Below are 15,272 nucleotides of genomic sequence, written 5' to 3'. Positions count from 1 at the left end.
GGGTGCGGCGGCGACGAATGCACCGATCGCTGACGGTCCGCATGACCGTGCTCGATCCAGGATCGTGTGGCCTCCGACGCCGGGGATACCGCTACAACATGGATCGAGCGCGATCACGCCGACGGCAGGCCCGCGCAGGCGCGGCCCGGGCGGTCAGCGGCGCAGGGTGAGGATCAGGTCGGCTACCAGGGCCGTCCAGCCGGTCTGGTGCCAGGCGCCCAGGCCGGCCCCGTTGTCGCCGTGGAAGTACTCGGGGAACGCGATCAGATCCCGCCAGTCCGGGTGGGTCTGGAAGAGCTGGCACGCGCCGTAGATCGGCCGTCGACCCCAGTCGTCCTGGGTGAAGAGCGCGATCAGCCGGGCGGAGAGGTCGTCGGCGATCTCGTCGAGGGTGCGCTTCACCCCGGAGCGGGTCGGGTACTCCACCTGGAGGCCGTCGCCGAAGAACGCCGCGTAGTCCCGTAGCGCGCTGATCAGCAGGTAGTTCGTCGGCATCCAAATCGGACCACGCCAGTTCGAGTTGCCCCCGAACAGCCCGCTTGTCGACTCGGCCGGCTCATAGCCGACGGAGAACTCCTGCCCGCCGAGGGTGACCGAGAACGGCTTGTCCAGGTGGGCACGGGACAGCGTACGGAGGCCGAAGTCGGAGAGGAACTCGTCGGGATCGAGCATCCGGGCGAGCAGGCGAACCACCTGCTCCGGGCCGACCATGGAGAGCAACCGCTGCTGCCGGCCGTCGGGGCCCAGTCGGCGGGCGCCGATCACCTGGGCGTACTCCGGGCGGTTGGTGAGGAACCAGCGCAACCGGGCACCCAGCTCCGGCAGCTGGTGCAGGGTCCTGGCGGAGAGCCGGGTGGTGGCCGCCAACGGCAGCAGCCCGACGACGGAGCGGACCTTCAGCGGCACCTTCGTGCCGTCGGCGAGGCGCAGCACGTCGTAGAAGAAGGCGTCCTCGTCGTCCCACAACCCCTGCTCGTACGCGGCGGCGGCGATGTAGGCGAAGTGCTCGAAGAACTTGGTGGCGGTGTCTACCCAGGTCCGGTCATGTTCGGCGAGCACGATCGCCATGTCCAGCAGGTTGAGCGCGTACATGCCCATCCAGCCGGTGCCGTCGGACTGCTCCAGCACGCCGGCGACCGGCAGCGCCGCCGAGCGGTCGAACGGCCCGACGTTGTCCAGCCCGAGGAAGCCGCCCTCGAAGACGTTGTTGCCGCCGGTGTCCTTGCGGTTGACCCACCAGGTGAAGTTGAGCAGCAGCTTGTGCATCACCCGGGCCAGGAAGTCGTAGTCCCGGCCGCCGTCGATCTCGAACACCTTCAGCGCCGCCCAGGCGTGCACCGGCGGGTTCACGTCACCGAACGCCCACTCGTACGCCGGGATCTGCCCGTTGGGGTGCAGGTACCACTCGCGGAGCAGGAGCAGGATCTGCTCCTTGGCGAAGCCCGGGTCGACCCGGGCGATGCTCACACAGTGGAAGGCCAGGTCCCAGGCCGCGTACCACGGGTATTCCCACGGGTCGGGCATGGAGATGACGTCGAAGCTGGTCATGTGCCACCAGGCGCTGTTGCGCCCGTGCCGACGCCCGGCCGGCGGCGGTGTCGAGCCCGGGTCGCCTTCGAGCCAACGCTTGACGTCGAAGTGGTAGAACTGCTTGCCCCACATCAGCCCGGCGATGGCCTGCCGGGCCACCAACGCCTCGTCGGGTGTGGCGGCCGGCGGGATCACTCCGGCGAAGAACCGGTTCGCCTCGGCCCGCCGGGCCCACACCACGGCCTCGAAGCCCTCGCTGAGGTCGGCCGGCGGCGGCGGCGCGGCGGCCGGCGGCGACGCGGTACGGGTCAGGCGCAGCCGGATCTGGCGCTGCCCGCCGGCCGGCACGTCGAGCACGTAGTGCAGCGCGCCCTTGGTGCCCTCCCGGGCCGGGTTGACCGTGGCCGCGCCGTTGACGACGTGGTCGTTGATGCCGTCCTTCGGGTAGGGCGAGCGGCCGGGTAGACCCCAGAGTCGTTCGGCGTTGGTGTCGTTGTCGCAGAGCAGCGGCACCGGGCCGCCGTCACCCTCCAGCAGCAGTTGGCCGAGCACCCGGTGCTCGCCGACGAGCCGGGTGCCCTGGCCGGTCAGCTGGGGGATCCGGTCGCCGCCGGGCAGGCCCCAGGACCAGGTGTTACGGAACCACAGGGTGGGCAGCACGTGCAGGGTCGCCGCCTCATCGCCCCGGTTGGCGACGGTCACCACCATGCACAGGTCGGTCGGGGAGGCCTTGGCGTAGTCGACAGTCACCGCCCAGTACCGGTCGTCGTCGAAGATCCCGGTGTCCACCAACTCGTACTCGGTGTCGTCGCGGCCACGCAACGCGTTCACCGCGACGAGTTCGTCGTACGGGAAGGCGGCCTGCGGGTAGTGGTAGCGCCACCGCATCCAGGAGTGGGTGGGCGTGGAGTCCTCGTACCACCAGTACTCCTTGACGTCCTCGCCGTGGTTGCCGCCGTCGCCGCCGAGGCCGAACATCCGTTCCTTGAGGATCGGGTCCTTGCCGTTCCAGAGGGCGAGAGCGAACGCGAAGGTCTGTCGTTCGTCGCAGACGCCGGCCATCCCGTCTTCATTCCACCGGTAGGCTCTGGACCGCGCGTGGTCATGCGGGAAGTAGTCCCAGGCCGTACCGTGCTCGCTGTAGTCCTCCCGTACCGTCCCCCACGCCCGTTCGGACAGATAGGGACCCCATGCTCGCCAGTCCTGCTCCCCCGAGTCGGCTTGGGCGAGCCGGAGCCGCTCAGCGTCGGGTGGCGAGGCGTCGGAGGACGATCGGTCAGTGATCACGTGCACATCCTTGACGTCGCCTCGGTACTTGACCACAGCGGCCATTCTCGTCGTGGCGTGTTACACCTTGCCGCCGGTGGAGGAAAGTTGATCGACATTCATTTCGGCCCGCAGGTGTGCGGCGATCTGACCAGCGCGGCAAGCCGGGAGTGGCTGGTCCCCGACGGCCTCGGCGGATACGCGATGGGCACGGTCGCAGGGCTGCGGACCCGTCGCTACCACGGTCTGTTGGTGGTTCCCGGCGAAACGCCGGCGTCCCGGCAGGTGGGACTGGTCAGTCTCGATCCGGCGGTCACCCTGCCGTCCGGCGCGCGGGTGCGCCTCGGCGCGCACGAGTGGTCCTCCGGCGACGTGGACCCGCGCGGCTTCGAGCTGTTGGAGCGCTTCGACCTCATCGACGGGCTGCCCCGGTGGCGGTGGCGGATCGGCGCGGTGGTGATCGAACGGGAGTTGGCCATGCTGCCCGGCCGCTCCTGCGTCGCGGTGGTGCACCGGCTGGTCGCCGGCGGTCCCGTCCGGCTGGAGCTGTCGGCCGCCTGCACCTGGCGCGACGCGCACGGCGAACGCCGGGCCGACGGCCCGATTCCGCAGGTCGAGGCGGTCGCCGACGGCGCGGTGGTCGAGGGCGCGTACCGGCTCGCCGGGCCGGGCTGGACGCCCGAGGGGCAGTGGTGGTTGGGCGTGCACCACCGCGAGGAGGCCAACCGGGGCCTGCACCCGGATGAGGATCTCTGGTACGCGGGCCGCTTCTCCGGCGAGTTGGAACGCCCCGGCGACACGGTGTCGGTGCGGGCCTGGGCCGGTCAGCTCGACCTAGTGCCACCGTCGGCGGAGGAGATCGTGGCGACGGCCCGGCGGCGCAACCGGCAGGTGGTGGCGACGGCCAAACCAGCCGACGACGTGGACGCCGCCCTGGCGCTGGCCGCCGACGCGTTCGTGGTGCGCACCAACCAAGCGGCGGTGGACGTGGTCGCCGGCTACCCGTGGTTCGGGGCCTGGTCCCGGGACACGATGATCTCCTACGAGGGGTTGTTCCTCTGCACGGGCCGCGCCGACGAGGGGCGGGAGCTGCTGCGGGCGTACGCGGCGACGCTGTCCGAGGGGATGCTCGCCAACACCGCCGACACCGGCCGGGTGGAGTACAACACCGTCGACGGCACGCTGTGGTTCCTGCACGCGGTGAGCCGGCACGTCACCGTCACCGGCGACACCGACCTCGGCGACGAGCTGCTGCCCGCCCTGCGCGCGGTGATCGACGCCCACGTGGCCGGCACCCGGTACGGGATCCGCGTCGATGCGGCCGACGGGCTGCTCACCCAGGGCGCCGCCGGCACGGCGTTGACCTGGATGGACGCGCGGGTCTACGGGGTGCCGGTCACCCCGCGTACCGGAAAGCCGGTCGAGGTCAACGCGTTGTGGATCAACGGGCTGGCCGGGCTCGCGGAGCTGACCGAACTGGCCGGGCAGGACGCGGACGAGCTGTGGCGACGCCACGGGCAGGCCACCTCCTCCTTCCGGGAGCGTTTCCCGGCGCCGACCGGGTGGCTGCACGACGTGCTGGACGCGCCCGCGCCGGCGTACCCGCTGGGTGGAGCGGCCCTGCACGACGACGACGCGTTGCGCCCCAACCAGCTGCTGGCCTGGTCGCTGCCGTACGCGCCGATGGAGCCGGACGAGGCGACGCTGCGGCGAATCGCGGACGGTCTGTTCACCCCGCTCGGGCCGCGCAGCCTCGCCCCGGACTCGCCGGAGTTCGTGGGCCGGCACGGGGGTGGCCCGGCCGACCGGGACGGGGGCTACCACCAGGGCACGGTCTGGCCGTGGCTGCTCGGTCCGTACGTGGACGCCGCCCGCCGTGGAAAGATGTCCGTCGATGACGCATTCGTCGGCATAGAGGCTCATTTGATGGAATATGGGTTAGGCTCGGTGAGCGAGACGGCCGATGGCCTCGCGCCGCACGCCGCGACCGGCTGCCCGTTCCAGGCATGGTCCGTGGCCGAGTTGCTGCGGGTGCGTCGAAAGAGCCAGTAGCGCTTTACACGACCGCAATCGTGGTGTCGCCGCTGGTTATCGCGATCCCGGCAGGATTGGCCCCGATCCAGACGCGGCGGCGACATCGATTCCGGTGTCGGTCGGCGCGCGCCCGGGGACAACTCAAAGGGGGCCGCATGTTCCTGGGAGTACCCGCCGGTGCTCGTCGGCGGTCTCGGCCGACACGTGCACGCCCTCTCCGTCGCCCTCGCCGCCGCCGGCCACGAGGTCACCGTCGTCCCCCGCCACACCGACGGCGCACCCCTGGAGGAGTACGCCGACGGCGTCCACATCCTGCGCACCCCCGAAGACCCCGTCGCCTTCCCCCTCGCCACCGACTCGCTGCTGGCCTGGACGATGGCCTTCAACCACACCCTCACCCGCACCGCGCTGCGCGCCACCCAGGCCGGCAGCTACGACGTCATCCACGCCCACGACTGGCTCGTCGCCCACACGGCCATCACACTCGCCGAACACCTGGACCTCCCCCTGGTCACCACCATGCACGCCACCGAGGCGGGCCGGCACCAGGGTTGGCTGCCGGAGGAGATGAACCGCACCATCCACGGCGTCGAGCACTGGCTCAGCGGCTCATCCATTCGAGTGATCACCTGTTCCGGTTACATGCGCGAGCAGGTGACCACGCTCTTCGACGTACCGGCCAGCCAGGTCGACGTGGTGGCCAACGGGGTCGACGACCGGGCCTGGCGGGCACGTCCCCGCGCGGTCGCGTCGGCCCGGGCACGGTTCGCCGGGGACGGCCCGCTGGTCGGGTACGCCGGGCGGCTGGTCTACGAGAAGGGCGTCCAGCATCTGGTGCACGCCGTACCCCGGCTCCGCGAACGGCACCCGGGGCTGCGCGTGGTGATCGCCGGCGACGGCCCGTACCGCGCCGAGTTGGAGGCCCAGGCCCGACGGCTGGCGCTCAGCTCGACCGTCCGGTTCACCGGTTTCCTCGACTCCACCCAACTGCCGGCGATGCTCGGCGCGACCGACGCGACAGTGGTCCCCAGCCTCTACGAGCCGTTCGGCATGGTGGCGCTGGAGGCCGCGGCAGCCGGAGCGCCGCTGGCCGTGGCCCGCACCGGCGGCCTCGCCGAGATCGTCGAATCCGGCGTGACCGGAGTGACGTTCCCGCACAGCGACCCGGACGCGCTCGCCGGCGCGGTCGGCCAACTGCTCGGCGACGAGGTCTTCGCCCGGCGGCTGGCCCGCCGGGCCCGCACGATGGTCGGCGAGCGGTACGGCTGGGCCACCATCGCGGCCCACACCGCCGCCAGCTACGCCGCCGCCCGTCGCGAGCACGGACCCGTGCAGACCCGACGCGCCGCCGCCCGACTGGCCGGGGGGCGCCCCCGGATCGCCATCCCCGAGGGGAATCTGCTGGCCGCCGCCGACCACGCCGCCTGTTGAGCTGAGTCGGACGACCGATAGGTGACTTCCGATCCGCTGGTTAGGGTGTAGCCCGGACAGCGGCTGAGGAGGAGCGTGCACAGGTGCTGATCGCCGGTCGGTACCGGCTGCTCGACCTGGTGGGTCGCGGGGGCATGGGTCGGGTGTGGCGTGCCCGCGACGAGATGCTGCACCGCGAGGTAGCGGTCAAGGAGATCGTTCCACCGAGTTGGTTGGCCGAACATGAACGGGCCGAGGTGCGCCTGCGTACCCTGCGGGAGGCGCGCGCCGCCGCCCGACTCAACCACCCCGCCGTGGTCCGGCTCTACGACGTCGTCGCGGTCGACGACAGCCCATGGATCGTCATGGAGTACGTCCCGTCGCGCACCCTCCAAGACGTCGTGGACGCCGAAGGGCCACTGGCACCGGCCCGCGCGGCCCGGATTGGCCTGGCCGTGCTCGACGCGCTGCAAGCCGCGCACACCGCCGGGGTGCTGCACCGCGACATCAAACCGCAGAACGTGCTCGTGGCACACGACGGGCGGGTGATGCTCACCGACTTCGGGCTGGCCACCTTCGACGGCGGCGACGGCACGATGACCCGACCCGGCATGGTCCTCGGCTCCCCGCAGTACGTGGCCCCGGAACGGGCCGCCGAGGGGGTGTCCACGGTGGCCGCCGACCTGTGGTCGCTCGGGGCGACCCTGCACGCCGCTGTGGAGGGGCAGTCCCCGTACGCCCGCAGCACCGCGATGGCCACCCTGAGCGCGCTGGCCGCCGGGCCACCGGACCCCGCACCGCACGCCGGGGCGCTCGCGCCGGTGCTCGCCGGGCTGCTGCGCCGCGACCCGCGCGACCGCCTCGACCACGACGGGGCCCGGCGACTGCTCCAGGCTGCCGCGACCGGCGACGAAGACCAAGACCAGGACCCCACGGTTCCACTACCCGACCCGGCCGCCACCGCGAGCGCCGACCCGACCCCAGCATCCCCCACGCCGACCCCGGATCCGGCGGCCGCCGGGCGTACCGCACGTCGGGTGGCGCTGGTCGCCGTGGCGCTGCTGGTCGCCGTCGTAGCCGGCGTCGGCACCGCGCTGACCGTCACCGACGACAAGCCCACCGACCCCACCGGCTGGTCCTACACGCCCCCGCCGAACCGTCCACCCGACGGCGGCGGCGGTCCAGGTGGACCAGGCGGCCCGGACCGCCCCGGCCCGCCGCCCGGTGGCCGGAACGTCCCCCCGCCTCCATTCCCGTGTGTCCGCCCGGACATCGTCGGCACGCCGGTGTCGGCCAGCGCACCGGACTCGGGTGAAGAGTTCCGGCCGCCGCCCGGCTGGGTCTGGCACGTCGACACCACCGGCTTCCGGGTCTCCGTACCGGCGACGTGGCTGACCTCCCGCGACGACGGGGTGGCGTGCTTCCAGGACCCGGCGACCGGCCGGGCCTTCAGCGTCGCCAAGGGCGATGCCACCGATCCCCTGCAACGGCTGCGGGCCACCCGCGACGCGGCGGCCGGGTCGGGGTCGTTGCCGGGGTACGACGAGATCCGGCTCGCCGCGGGCGGCGGCGGGGCCGAGTGGGAGTTGCGGTGGCGGACACCGCACGGGCCGTGGCTGCATGCCCGGCAGCAGATCCTCGGAGCCGACCGGTGGACCCTGGCTTGGATCATCCACGACGAGGACTGGGCGGGGGCCGCAGCTGACTGGCTCCTGGTGCGAAACAGTTTCCGACCACCCCGCTGACCTGCACCGTATGGCCATGATCCGCACTACTGTCCGTCGTGGATCGAGGCCGCTCAGTGGATGAGAAAGCCGGCATTGGTGGCTATCGTGGAACCCGGGGTGACCGAGGGGGAGCGACCGTGCATCAGTTGCTGATCGCGGGTCGGTACCGGCTGCTCGACCTGGTCGGCACCGGCGGAATGGGCCGGGTGTGGCTTGCTCGCGACGAGATGCTGCACCGCGACGTGGCGGTGAAGGAGGTAGTGCCGCCGTCCTGGCTGGCCGAGACCGAGCGCGAGGAGTTGCGGCTGCGCACCCTGCGCGAGGCACGCACCGCCGCCCGGCTCAACCATCCCAACGTGGTCCGCATCTACGACGTGGTGCACGACCGGGAGAGCCCCTGGATCGTGATGGAGTACGTGCCGTCCCGGTCGGTGCAGCAGATCATCAGCGCCGAAGGGCCGCTGAGCCCGCAGCGGACCGCCCGGATCGGGCTGGCGGTGCTCGCCGCGTTGCGGGCCGCGCACACCGCCGGCGTGCTGCACCGCGACGTGAAGCCGCACAACGTGCTGGTGGCCGACGACGGGCGGGTGGTGCTCACCGACTTCGGGCTGGCCACCTTCGAGGGCGGCGACGGCGCGATGACCGGGCCCGGCACCGTGCTCGGCTCGCCGCAGTTCGTCGCCCCCGAGCGGGCCCGCGAAGGGGTGTCGGATGCGCGCACCGACATGTGGTCGCTGGGTGCGACGCTCTACGCGACGGTCGAGGGGCAGTCACCGTACGCGCGATCGAGCGCGATGGCGACGCTCAGTGCCCTGGCCACCGAACCACCGGATCCGATGCGTCGGGCCGGCCCGATGGGTGCCGTCCTCACCGGCCTGTTGCAGCGCGACCCCTGGCGGCGGTTGACCGCCGCCGAGGCGGAGCCGCTACTGACCAGCGCCGCGGCAAGCCACGACGAGCCCGCCGCGTCGGCCCGGTCCTCGGCGGTCGCGGCGGTCCGTAACGCCGGCCGGGCCATCGCGTCCCACCCGGTCGGCCCGCTGGCCCCGCCCGGCGAACCGGTGACGCCGACCGCACCCCCGCCGAGCCGACCCGGCCGCCGACGACGACGCCTGATCGCCCTGGTTGGTACGGCCGCCGCCCTGCTCGTCGCGGGAGGCGTCACGCTGACGCTGGTCAACCGACACGACGAGCAGACCCCACCGTCCGGCAGCGGTGGTGGCGCGCCGACCTCACGGCCGGCGGCGTTCGCCTGCGCGTCGTCCCCGCCACCGACGGCGACCCCGGTGGTGGCGGTGTCCCCGCCAGCGGACGCGAAGTACGGGCTGCGCGACGGTTGGACCTGGTACGACGACCCGACCGGATTCCGCATCGCCGCCCCGGTGGGTTGGGCGCGCTGGACCGAGGGCGCGGTGACCTGCTTCCGGAGATCCGGCGAGTCCCGGGTGCTCAGCGTCGAAGCGGGGCCGGCCCGCCCGGACCCGGTGGCGCACTGGAAGGCCGAGGAGGCTCGGCTGACCGGGAGTGAGGCGCTACCGGGCTACCGCAAGGTGGACATCTCCGCGATGGACATCTTCCGGGGTGGCGCGGTGTGGGAGTGCGGGTGGCAGAACGCCCTCGGCGTCTCGGTGCACAGCTTCCGCTTGCTGGCCAACACCTCGTCCGAGCGCTCCTACACCGTCTCGTGGTTGACAGAAGAGTTCGACTGGCAGGTCAACGCGGCATACTTGCCGATGATCCGGCAGAGTTTCACCCCCATCCTGTGAGTCGCTCCTATGTGGACCTCTCGGGTGATGCCCCTGCGGCGTCGACGCTGACTACAGTGGCGTAGTTTTGGGCGCTCAAGATCCCTGGGGAGGGTGAACCGAAATGATGGGACCGCAACACGCGCTGTCCGGCGCGGCGGTGTGGTTGGCTGGCTCCTGGGCACTGGAGCAGTTCGCCGACTACCACCAGTCGCCGCTCGCGCTGGCGGTGGGCACCGCGGTGTGCGCCGGCGGCGCGCTCTTTCCCGACCTCGACATGTCGGGCAAGGTCACCAAGAACCAGGGTGGCGCCACGGTGGGCCGTACCTTCGGGGTCTTCTCGCTCTTCGTGGCCGAGGTCATGGAGAAGATCTCGCTCGGCGTCTACTACGCGACGAAGCTCAGCAAGGACCCCAAGCGCAGCAACGGGCACCGGACGCTGACCCACACCCTTCCGTTCACCTTCCTGATCGGCTGGGGCACCACCGCGCTCTGCGCCGCGTACGGCAAGTGGGCGGTCATCACCATCCTGTTCTTCATGTTCGGCCTGGCCCTACGCGGGCTCTTCGACGATTGGGCGGAACGCGCCGGCTGGGTGATCGTGACCCTCGCGTCCGCCGGGGCGGCCTGGTTCACCTTCGTCCACCTCCCGGGCGGGCGCGGCTATCCGCTGATCGGCACCGCGCTCGGGGTGGGCTGCTTCGTGCACATCCTCGGCGACATGATCACCCGAGCGGGCGTGCCGATCCTCTGGCCGATCCCGATCAAACGGCGCATGTGGATGATGGTCGGCCTACCGAACAAGTTCGCTCTGCGCGTCGGTAGCAAGGCCGAGGTGGTCGGGATGCGCATCGCGCTGACCGTCGTCGTGGCGCTCTCGACCGTCGGTCTGATCGCGCCCTCGGTGCTGCGGCGCTTCGACATCGACATATGACCGATCCGGCGCCGGTGCCGGCCGCAGACGAACGCGTACCGGAGTTCTACCGTGCGCTGGGGCTGCCCGGCCTCGCTGACGTGCACGTGCACTTCCTGCCGCCGCGACTGCTGCGCCGGGTCTGGGCCTACTTCGACGCCGCCGGGCCACTGGTCGGCACCGAGTGGCCGATCCTCTACCGGTGGAGCGACGCCGACCGGGTCGCGCACCTGCGCCGGCTCGGGGTGCGGGCGTTCAGCGCGTTGGCGTACGCGCACAAACCGGGCATGGCGGCGGAGCTCAACCGCTGGACGTTGGACTTCGCCCGGGACACCCCGGGCTGCCTGGCCTCGGCCACGTTCTTCCCCGAGCCAGGCGCCCCCGAGTACGTCGAGGCGGCCCTGGGGCAGGGCGCCCGGCTGTTCAAGGTGCACCTCCAGGTCGGCGGCTTCGCACCGACCGATCCGGCGCTGGACCAGGTGTGGGGGATGCTCTCCGACGCGGGCGTGCCGGTGGTGGTGCACGCCGGGCATGCCCCGGTGGGGACCGCCCACACCGGCCCGGACCCGTTCGCCGCTCTGCTCGCCCGCCACCCTCGACTGACCGCCGTGGTGGCGCACCTCGGCGCCCCGGACTACCGGGCGTTCCTGGACCTCGCCGAGACGTACGAGCGGGTCCGGTTGGACACCACCATGGCGTTCACGCCCTTCTTCGACCAGTTCATGACCTTCCCCGCCGACGAATTGCCCCGATTGCGCGAGTTGGGGCTGGCCGGCAAGGTGCTGCTGGGCAGCGACTTCCCGAACATCCCGTACCCGTACGCCGACCAGGTGACCGGGCTGGCCCAACTGGACCTGGGCGACGACTGGCTACGCGCAGTCTGCTGGGACAACGCCGCCACCCTCTTCGACCTCCACTGACCCCTGCACTGCCTCCAGGTTCGAGCACGATCTTGAGGAGTAGCCCTCCGAGGCACCCGCGCGGCGCGCAGGGGAGGCTCAGGTAGGACCGACGCGCAGCCCCACGCGGGTCCTGAATTCTTTTCGACATCACCTATTGACGTCGCCGTAACGGGTGGCCTAGCGTCCTGTCGAATCGCTTCGTCGAAACGCTTCGACGAGGTTCGGGAGCGGTCCCACCCCAGGCCGGAGGAGGTGCGCGGTGGCCACCATGCAGGACGTCGCCCGCCTCGCGCAGGTCTCGGTCAGCACCGTCTCGTACGTGCTCACCGGCACCCGGCCCATCTCGCAGGCCACCCGCAACAAGGTGCTCGCCGCGATGGCCGAGCTCGACTACCAGCCCAACGCGATGGCCCGGGGGTTGGCCAGCCGACGCAGCCGGATCCTCGGCCTGCTGATGCCGATGGACGAGCGCGGGCTCGGCGCCACCGAGACCGCCTTCGTCACCGGCGCCGCCGCCGCGGCAAGCGTCGCCGGTTACCACCTGGTGCTCTCGCCGGTCGGCGGGGGCAACCTCGACGACCTGCGTCGACTGGCCAGCCAGCGGATGCTCGACGGCGTCGTGCTGATGGAGGTGCAGCTGGCCGACGAGCGGGTCACCGTGCTCCAGGAGGCCGGGGTGCCGCTGGTGCTGATCGGCCGCACCGGCGACACCAGCACACTCTCCTACGTCGACATCGACTTCGACCAGACCGTCCGGGAGGCCGTCGCGCACCTGGTCGGCCTCGGGCACCGGCAGATCGTGTACGTCAACCACTCGGCCGCCACGCTGGCCAGCGGCTACGGGCCGGCGCTGCGTACCCGGGACGCCTTCACCGCAGCGATGACCGGGCACGGCCTGGACCCGGTGATGATCGCGGCCGAGGACAGCGCCGCCGGCGGGCGAGCCGCCCTGGCGGCCGCGTTCGCGCAGGCCCCGGAGCTGACCGCCGTGTTGGCCATGAACGAGACCGCGATCTTCGGCATCCTCGGCGAGCTGGCCGGCCGGGGGTTGTCGGTGCCCCACGACGTGTCGGTCGTCTCGATGGTCACCTCGCCGCAGGTCGCCGAGTTGGCCACCCCGGCGTTGACCGCGATGACGTCACCCGGTTCGGCGCTCGGTCGGATCGCGATCGAGGCGCTGACGCGCCACCTGGATGGCCCCACGGATCTTCTTCACCAGCAGCTGCTGCCGTGCGCATTGGAGATCCGGGGATCGACCGCCGCGCCACGCAGGCCGGCACTGGTTACCTCTGGTCCATCGTCGAGCGACGGCGGCTGACCAGCTAAAACGGCCCGCCACCGCGCTGCAACGCGACGGCGGGCCTCGTGAAGTACCGGCTAGATACTCAACGAGGAGGATAGTAATGCAGCGATTCCGCCGACTCGTCGCCGCGATCGCCCTGGCGGCGACCGCGACGACCACCATGGCCGCCTGCGGCGGTGGTGACACCGGGGACGACAGCGACGCCAAGACCCTCAAGCTCTGGCACTACGAGAGCGAGACCAGCGCCATGGGGGTCGGCTGGAACCGGGCTATCGAGATCTTCAAGTCTGAGCACCCGGGCGTCGAGGTCCGCTTCGAGCGCAAGGCGTTCGAGCAGATCCAGCAGAACGCTGGCATGATCATCAACTCGTCCGAGGGCCCGGACATCATGGAGTACAACAAGGGCAACGCGACCGCTGGCCTGCTCTCCTCCCAGGGCCTGCTGGCCGATCTGAGCAGCGAGGCCGACAAGCGCGGTTGGGCCGGCAAGCTCAGCCCCAGTCTGCAGACCACCGCCCGCTACAGCGACAAGGGCGTGATGGGCTCCGGCAAGTGGTTCGGTGTGCCGAACTACGGCGAGTACGTCACGGTCTACTACAACAAGGACCTGTTCCAGAGCAACGGCGTCAAGGTCCCGACCACGATGGCCGAGATGACCGCCGCGATGGACACCTTCGTCGGCAAGGGCGTCACCCCGCTGGGCATGGCTGGCGCCGAGTACCCGGCCGGGCAGCTCTTCTACCAGCTCGCCCTCGCCAAGGGCGACCGGCAGTTCGTCGACAACTACCAGCTCTACAAGAACCCGGTCGATTTCAAGGCCGACCCGCTCAAGTACGGCGCGGACACCTTCGCCGAGTGGGTGAAGAAGGGCTACGTCGCGAAGAACTCGGCCAGCCTGAAGGCCGAGGACATGGGCACCGCCTTCATCGGCGGCAAGGTCCCGATGATCGTCTCGGGTAGCTGGTGGTACGGCCGGTTCAAGACCGAGATGAAGGCCAACTGGGACACCTTCCTGTTCCCCGGCAACACCCTGCAGGCCGGCTCCTCCGGCAACCTCTGGGTGGTCCCGGAGAACAGCAAGGCCAAGAGCCTGGCGTACGACTTCATCGACATCACCCTGCGCGAGGAGATCCAGGACCTCATCGGCAACAACGGTGGTGTTCCGGTCGCCGCTGACGCGTCGAAGATCACCGACCCGAAGGACCGCAAGCTGATCGAGGACTTCAACACGGTCAGCAAGTCCGACGGGCTCGCCTTCTACCCGGACTGGCCGGTCCCCGGCTACTACGACGTGCTGGTCTCCGGCTTCCAGGGTCTGATCAACGGCTCGAAGTCGCCTGACCAGGTCCTCGACACGATCGCCAAGCCGTACGCCGATGGCGTCAAGGAGATCACCGGCAAGTGACACGGTGAGCGGCGGGCACGACCGGCAGGACCGGCGTGCCCGCCCGCCCCGCTGGGAAGGATCTTCGATGGCAGTCTCCGAGACGGTCGCCGCCACACCACCGGCCGCGACCCCCACCCCGCCCGCGCCCAGCCGCAGACGCCGCGGCCGCAACGCGGCCTACTGGCTCTACCTGCTCCCCGGTGCGCTGCTCTTTCTCCTGGTCATCGGCGCGCCGCTGATCGGCACCCTCTACCTGTCGCTGACCAAGTGGTCCGGCATCGGCGACCCCCGGTGGGTCGGCCTGGACAACTACCAGCAGTTGCTGCAGGACGACGTGTTCTGGGCGTCGTTCCGCAACACCGTCTGGATGCTCGTCGCGATGGTGGTGGTGCCCACCCTGCTCGGGCTGCTGCTCGCCGCCGTGCTCTTCGACGTCATCGGCCGCCGGTTCAAGCCCCGCACCGCCGCCGCCCTGCGGGCCGCGTTCTACCTCCCGCAGGTGCTGCCCGTCGTGGTGGCCGGCATCGTCTGGGGCTGGATCCTGCGCCCCGACGGCGCGTTCAACAGCCTGCTCGACACGGTCGGTCTCGGCGCGCTGCGCCATGACTGGCTCGGCGACCCAGGCACCGCCCTGCCGTCCGTGATGGCGGTGATGATCTGGGTGCAGATCGGCTACCCGGTGGTCGTCTTCATGGCGGCGTTGCAGCGGGTCGACCCCGAGCTGTACGAGGCGGCCGAGGTCGACGGCGCGACCTGGGTCCACCGGTTCCGGGCGATCACCCTCCCGCAGATCCGGCCGGAGACCTTCGTGGTGGCCCTGACCTGCACCATCGCCGCGTTGAAGGTGTTCGGGCCGATCTTCGCCCTGACTCGGGGTGGCCCGGACAACGCGACGAACGTGCCGAGCTACTTCGCCTACTACACGTTCTTCAAGAAGCTGCAGGTCGGCTACGGCTCCGCGATCTCCACGGTGCTGACGCTGATCATCGTGGTGGTGGCCGGGGTCTTCATCTGGATGCAGGCTCGCAGCGAGCGCCGGGACCGGGGGTTCTGAC

At 71.0% G+C, this 15,272-nt stretch carries 10 protein-coding genes; 9 read left to right on the top strand and 1 reads right to left on the bottom strand.

Annotated elements, in window-relative coordinates; translation table 11 throughout:
- Positions 1-153: 153 nt before the first annotated feature.
- Positions 154-2,862: an MGH1-like glycoside hydrolase domain-containing protein gene (locus tag IF46_RS0127005; RefSeq protein WP_030491200.1), complete on the bottom strand. Its 2,709-nt coding sequence runs from the start codon at positions 2,860-2,862 to the stop codon at positions 154-156.
- Positions 2,863-2,904: 42 nt separating this feature from the next.
- On the opposite strand from IF46_RS0127005, the gene IF46_RS0127000 reads away from it, so the two are divergent.
- The 9 genes from IF46_RS0127000 to IF46_RS0126960 all read left to right on the top strand — a co-directional run bounded on the left by IF46_RS0127000 (position 2,905) and on the right by IF46_RS0126960 (position 15,271).
- Positions 2,905-4,848: an amylo-alpha-1,6-glucosidase gene (locus tag IF46_RS0127000; protein WP_030491199.1), complete on the top strand. Its 1,944-nt coding sequence runs from the start codon at positions 2,905-2,907 to the stop codon at positions 4,846-4,848.
- 84 nt (positions 4,849-4,932) lie between these two features.
- Entirely contained in the window at positions 4,933-6,261 is a 1,329-nt protein-coding gene (locus IF46_RS0126995) for a glycosyltransferase family 4 protein (protein ID WP_051724210.1), read from the top strand.
- Positions 6,262-6,344: 83 nt separating this feature from the next.
- Positions 6,345-7,985 (top strand): serine/threonine-protein kinase, encoded by a 1,641-nt coding sequence (locus IF46_RS0126990; protein WP_051724209.1) that lies wholly within the window; start codon positions 6,345-6,347, stop codon positions 7,983-7,985.
- Positions 7,986-8,104: 119 nt separating this feature from the next.
- On the top strand, positions 8,105-9,733 hold the full coding sequence (locus IF46_RS0126985; protein WP_036393418.1) for a serine/threonine-protein kinase: 1,629 nt from the start codon (positions 8,105-8,107) through the stop codon (positions 9,731-9,733).
- 103 nt (positions 9,734-9,836) lie between these two features.
- Positions 9,837-10,646 carry a metal-dependent hydrolase gene (locus tag IF46_RS0126980; RefSeq protein WP_030491195.1) on the top strand — a complete coding sequence of 270 codons (810 nt, stop codon included), beginning with the start codon at positions 9,837-9,839 and terminating at the stop codon, positions 10,644-10,646.
- On the top strand, positions 10,643-11,545 hold the full coding sequence (locus IF46_RS0126975; protein ID WP_030491194.1) for an amidohydrolase family protein: 903 nt from the start codon (positions 10,643-10,645) through the stop codon (positions 11,543-11,545). Before IF46_RS0126980 ends, IF46_RS0126975 begins: the two co-directional genes overlap by 4 nt.
- A 250-nt stretch (positions 11,546-11,795) precedes the next feature.
- Complete coding sequence (locus IF46_RS0126970; protein ID WP_232234189.1) at positions 11,796-12,845, top strand: LacI family DNA-binding transcriptional regulator; 1,050 nt, start codon at positions 11,796-11,798, stop codon at positions 12,843-12,845.
- A gap of 85 nt (positions 12,846-12,930) precedes the next feature.
- Positions 12,931-14,235, top strand: a complete 1,305-nt coding sequence (locus tag IF46_RS0126965) for an ABC transporter substrate-binding protein (protein WP_030491192.1) — start codon at positions 12,931-12,933, stop codon at positions 14,233-14,235.
- 67 nt (positions 14,236-14,302) lie between these two features.
- Positions 14,303-15,271 (top strand): carbohydrate ABC transporter permease, encoded by a 969-nt coding sequence (locus IF46_RS0126960; protein ID WP_030491191.1) that lies wholly within the window; start codon positions 14,303-14,305, stop codon positions 15,269-15,271.
- Position 15,272 lies beyond the last annotated feature (1 nt).

This window comes from Micromonospora chokoriensis (assembly GCF_000718555.1).
Lineage (GTDB): Bacteria > Actinomycetota > Actinomycetes > Mycobacteriales > Micromonosporaceae > Micromonospora > Micromonospora chokoriensis_B.
Note: the sequence above shows the minus strand (reverse complement) of the source record. Positions and strands in the feature narration are given on the sequence as shown.

Bases quoted from the DNA above. Each gene is read 5' to 3' on its own strand.
- IF46_RS0126960 (WP_030491191.1), top strand. From the start codon at position 14,303: ATGGCAGTCTCCGAGACGGTCGCCGCCACACCACCGGCCGCGACCCCC.
- IF46_RS0127005 (WP_030491200.1), bottom strand. From the start codon at position 2,862: ATGGCCGCTGTGGTCAAGTACCGAGGCGACGTCAAGGATGTGCACGTG.
- IF46_RS0126980 (WP_030491195.1), top strand. From the start codon at position 9,837: ATGATGGGACCGCAACACGCGCTGTCCGGCGCGGCGGTGTGGTTGGCT.
- IF46_RS0126970 (WP_232234189.1), top strand. From the start codon at position 11,796: ATGCAGGACGTCGCCCGCCTCGCGCAGGTCTCGGTCAGCACCGTCTCG.
- IF46_RS0126975 (WP_030491194.1), top strand. From the start codon at position 10,643: ATGACCGATCCGGCGCCGGTGCCGGCCGCAGACGAACGCGTACCGGAG.
- IF46_RS0126965 (WP_030491192.1), top strand. From the start codon at position 12,931: ATGCAGCGATTCCGCCGACTCGTCGCCGCGATCGCCCTGGCGGCGACC.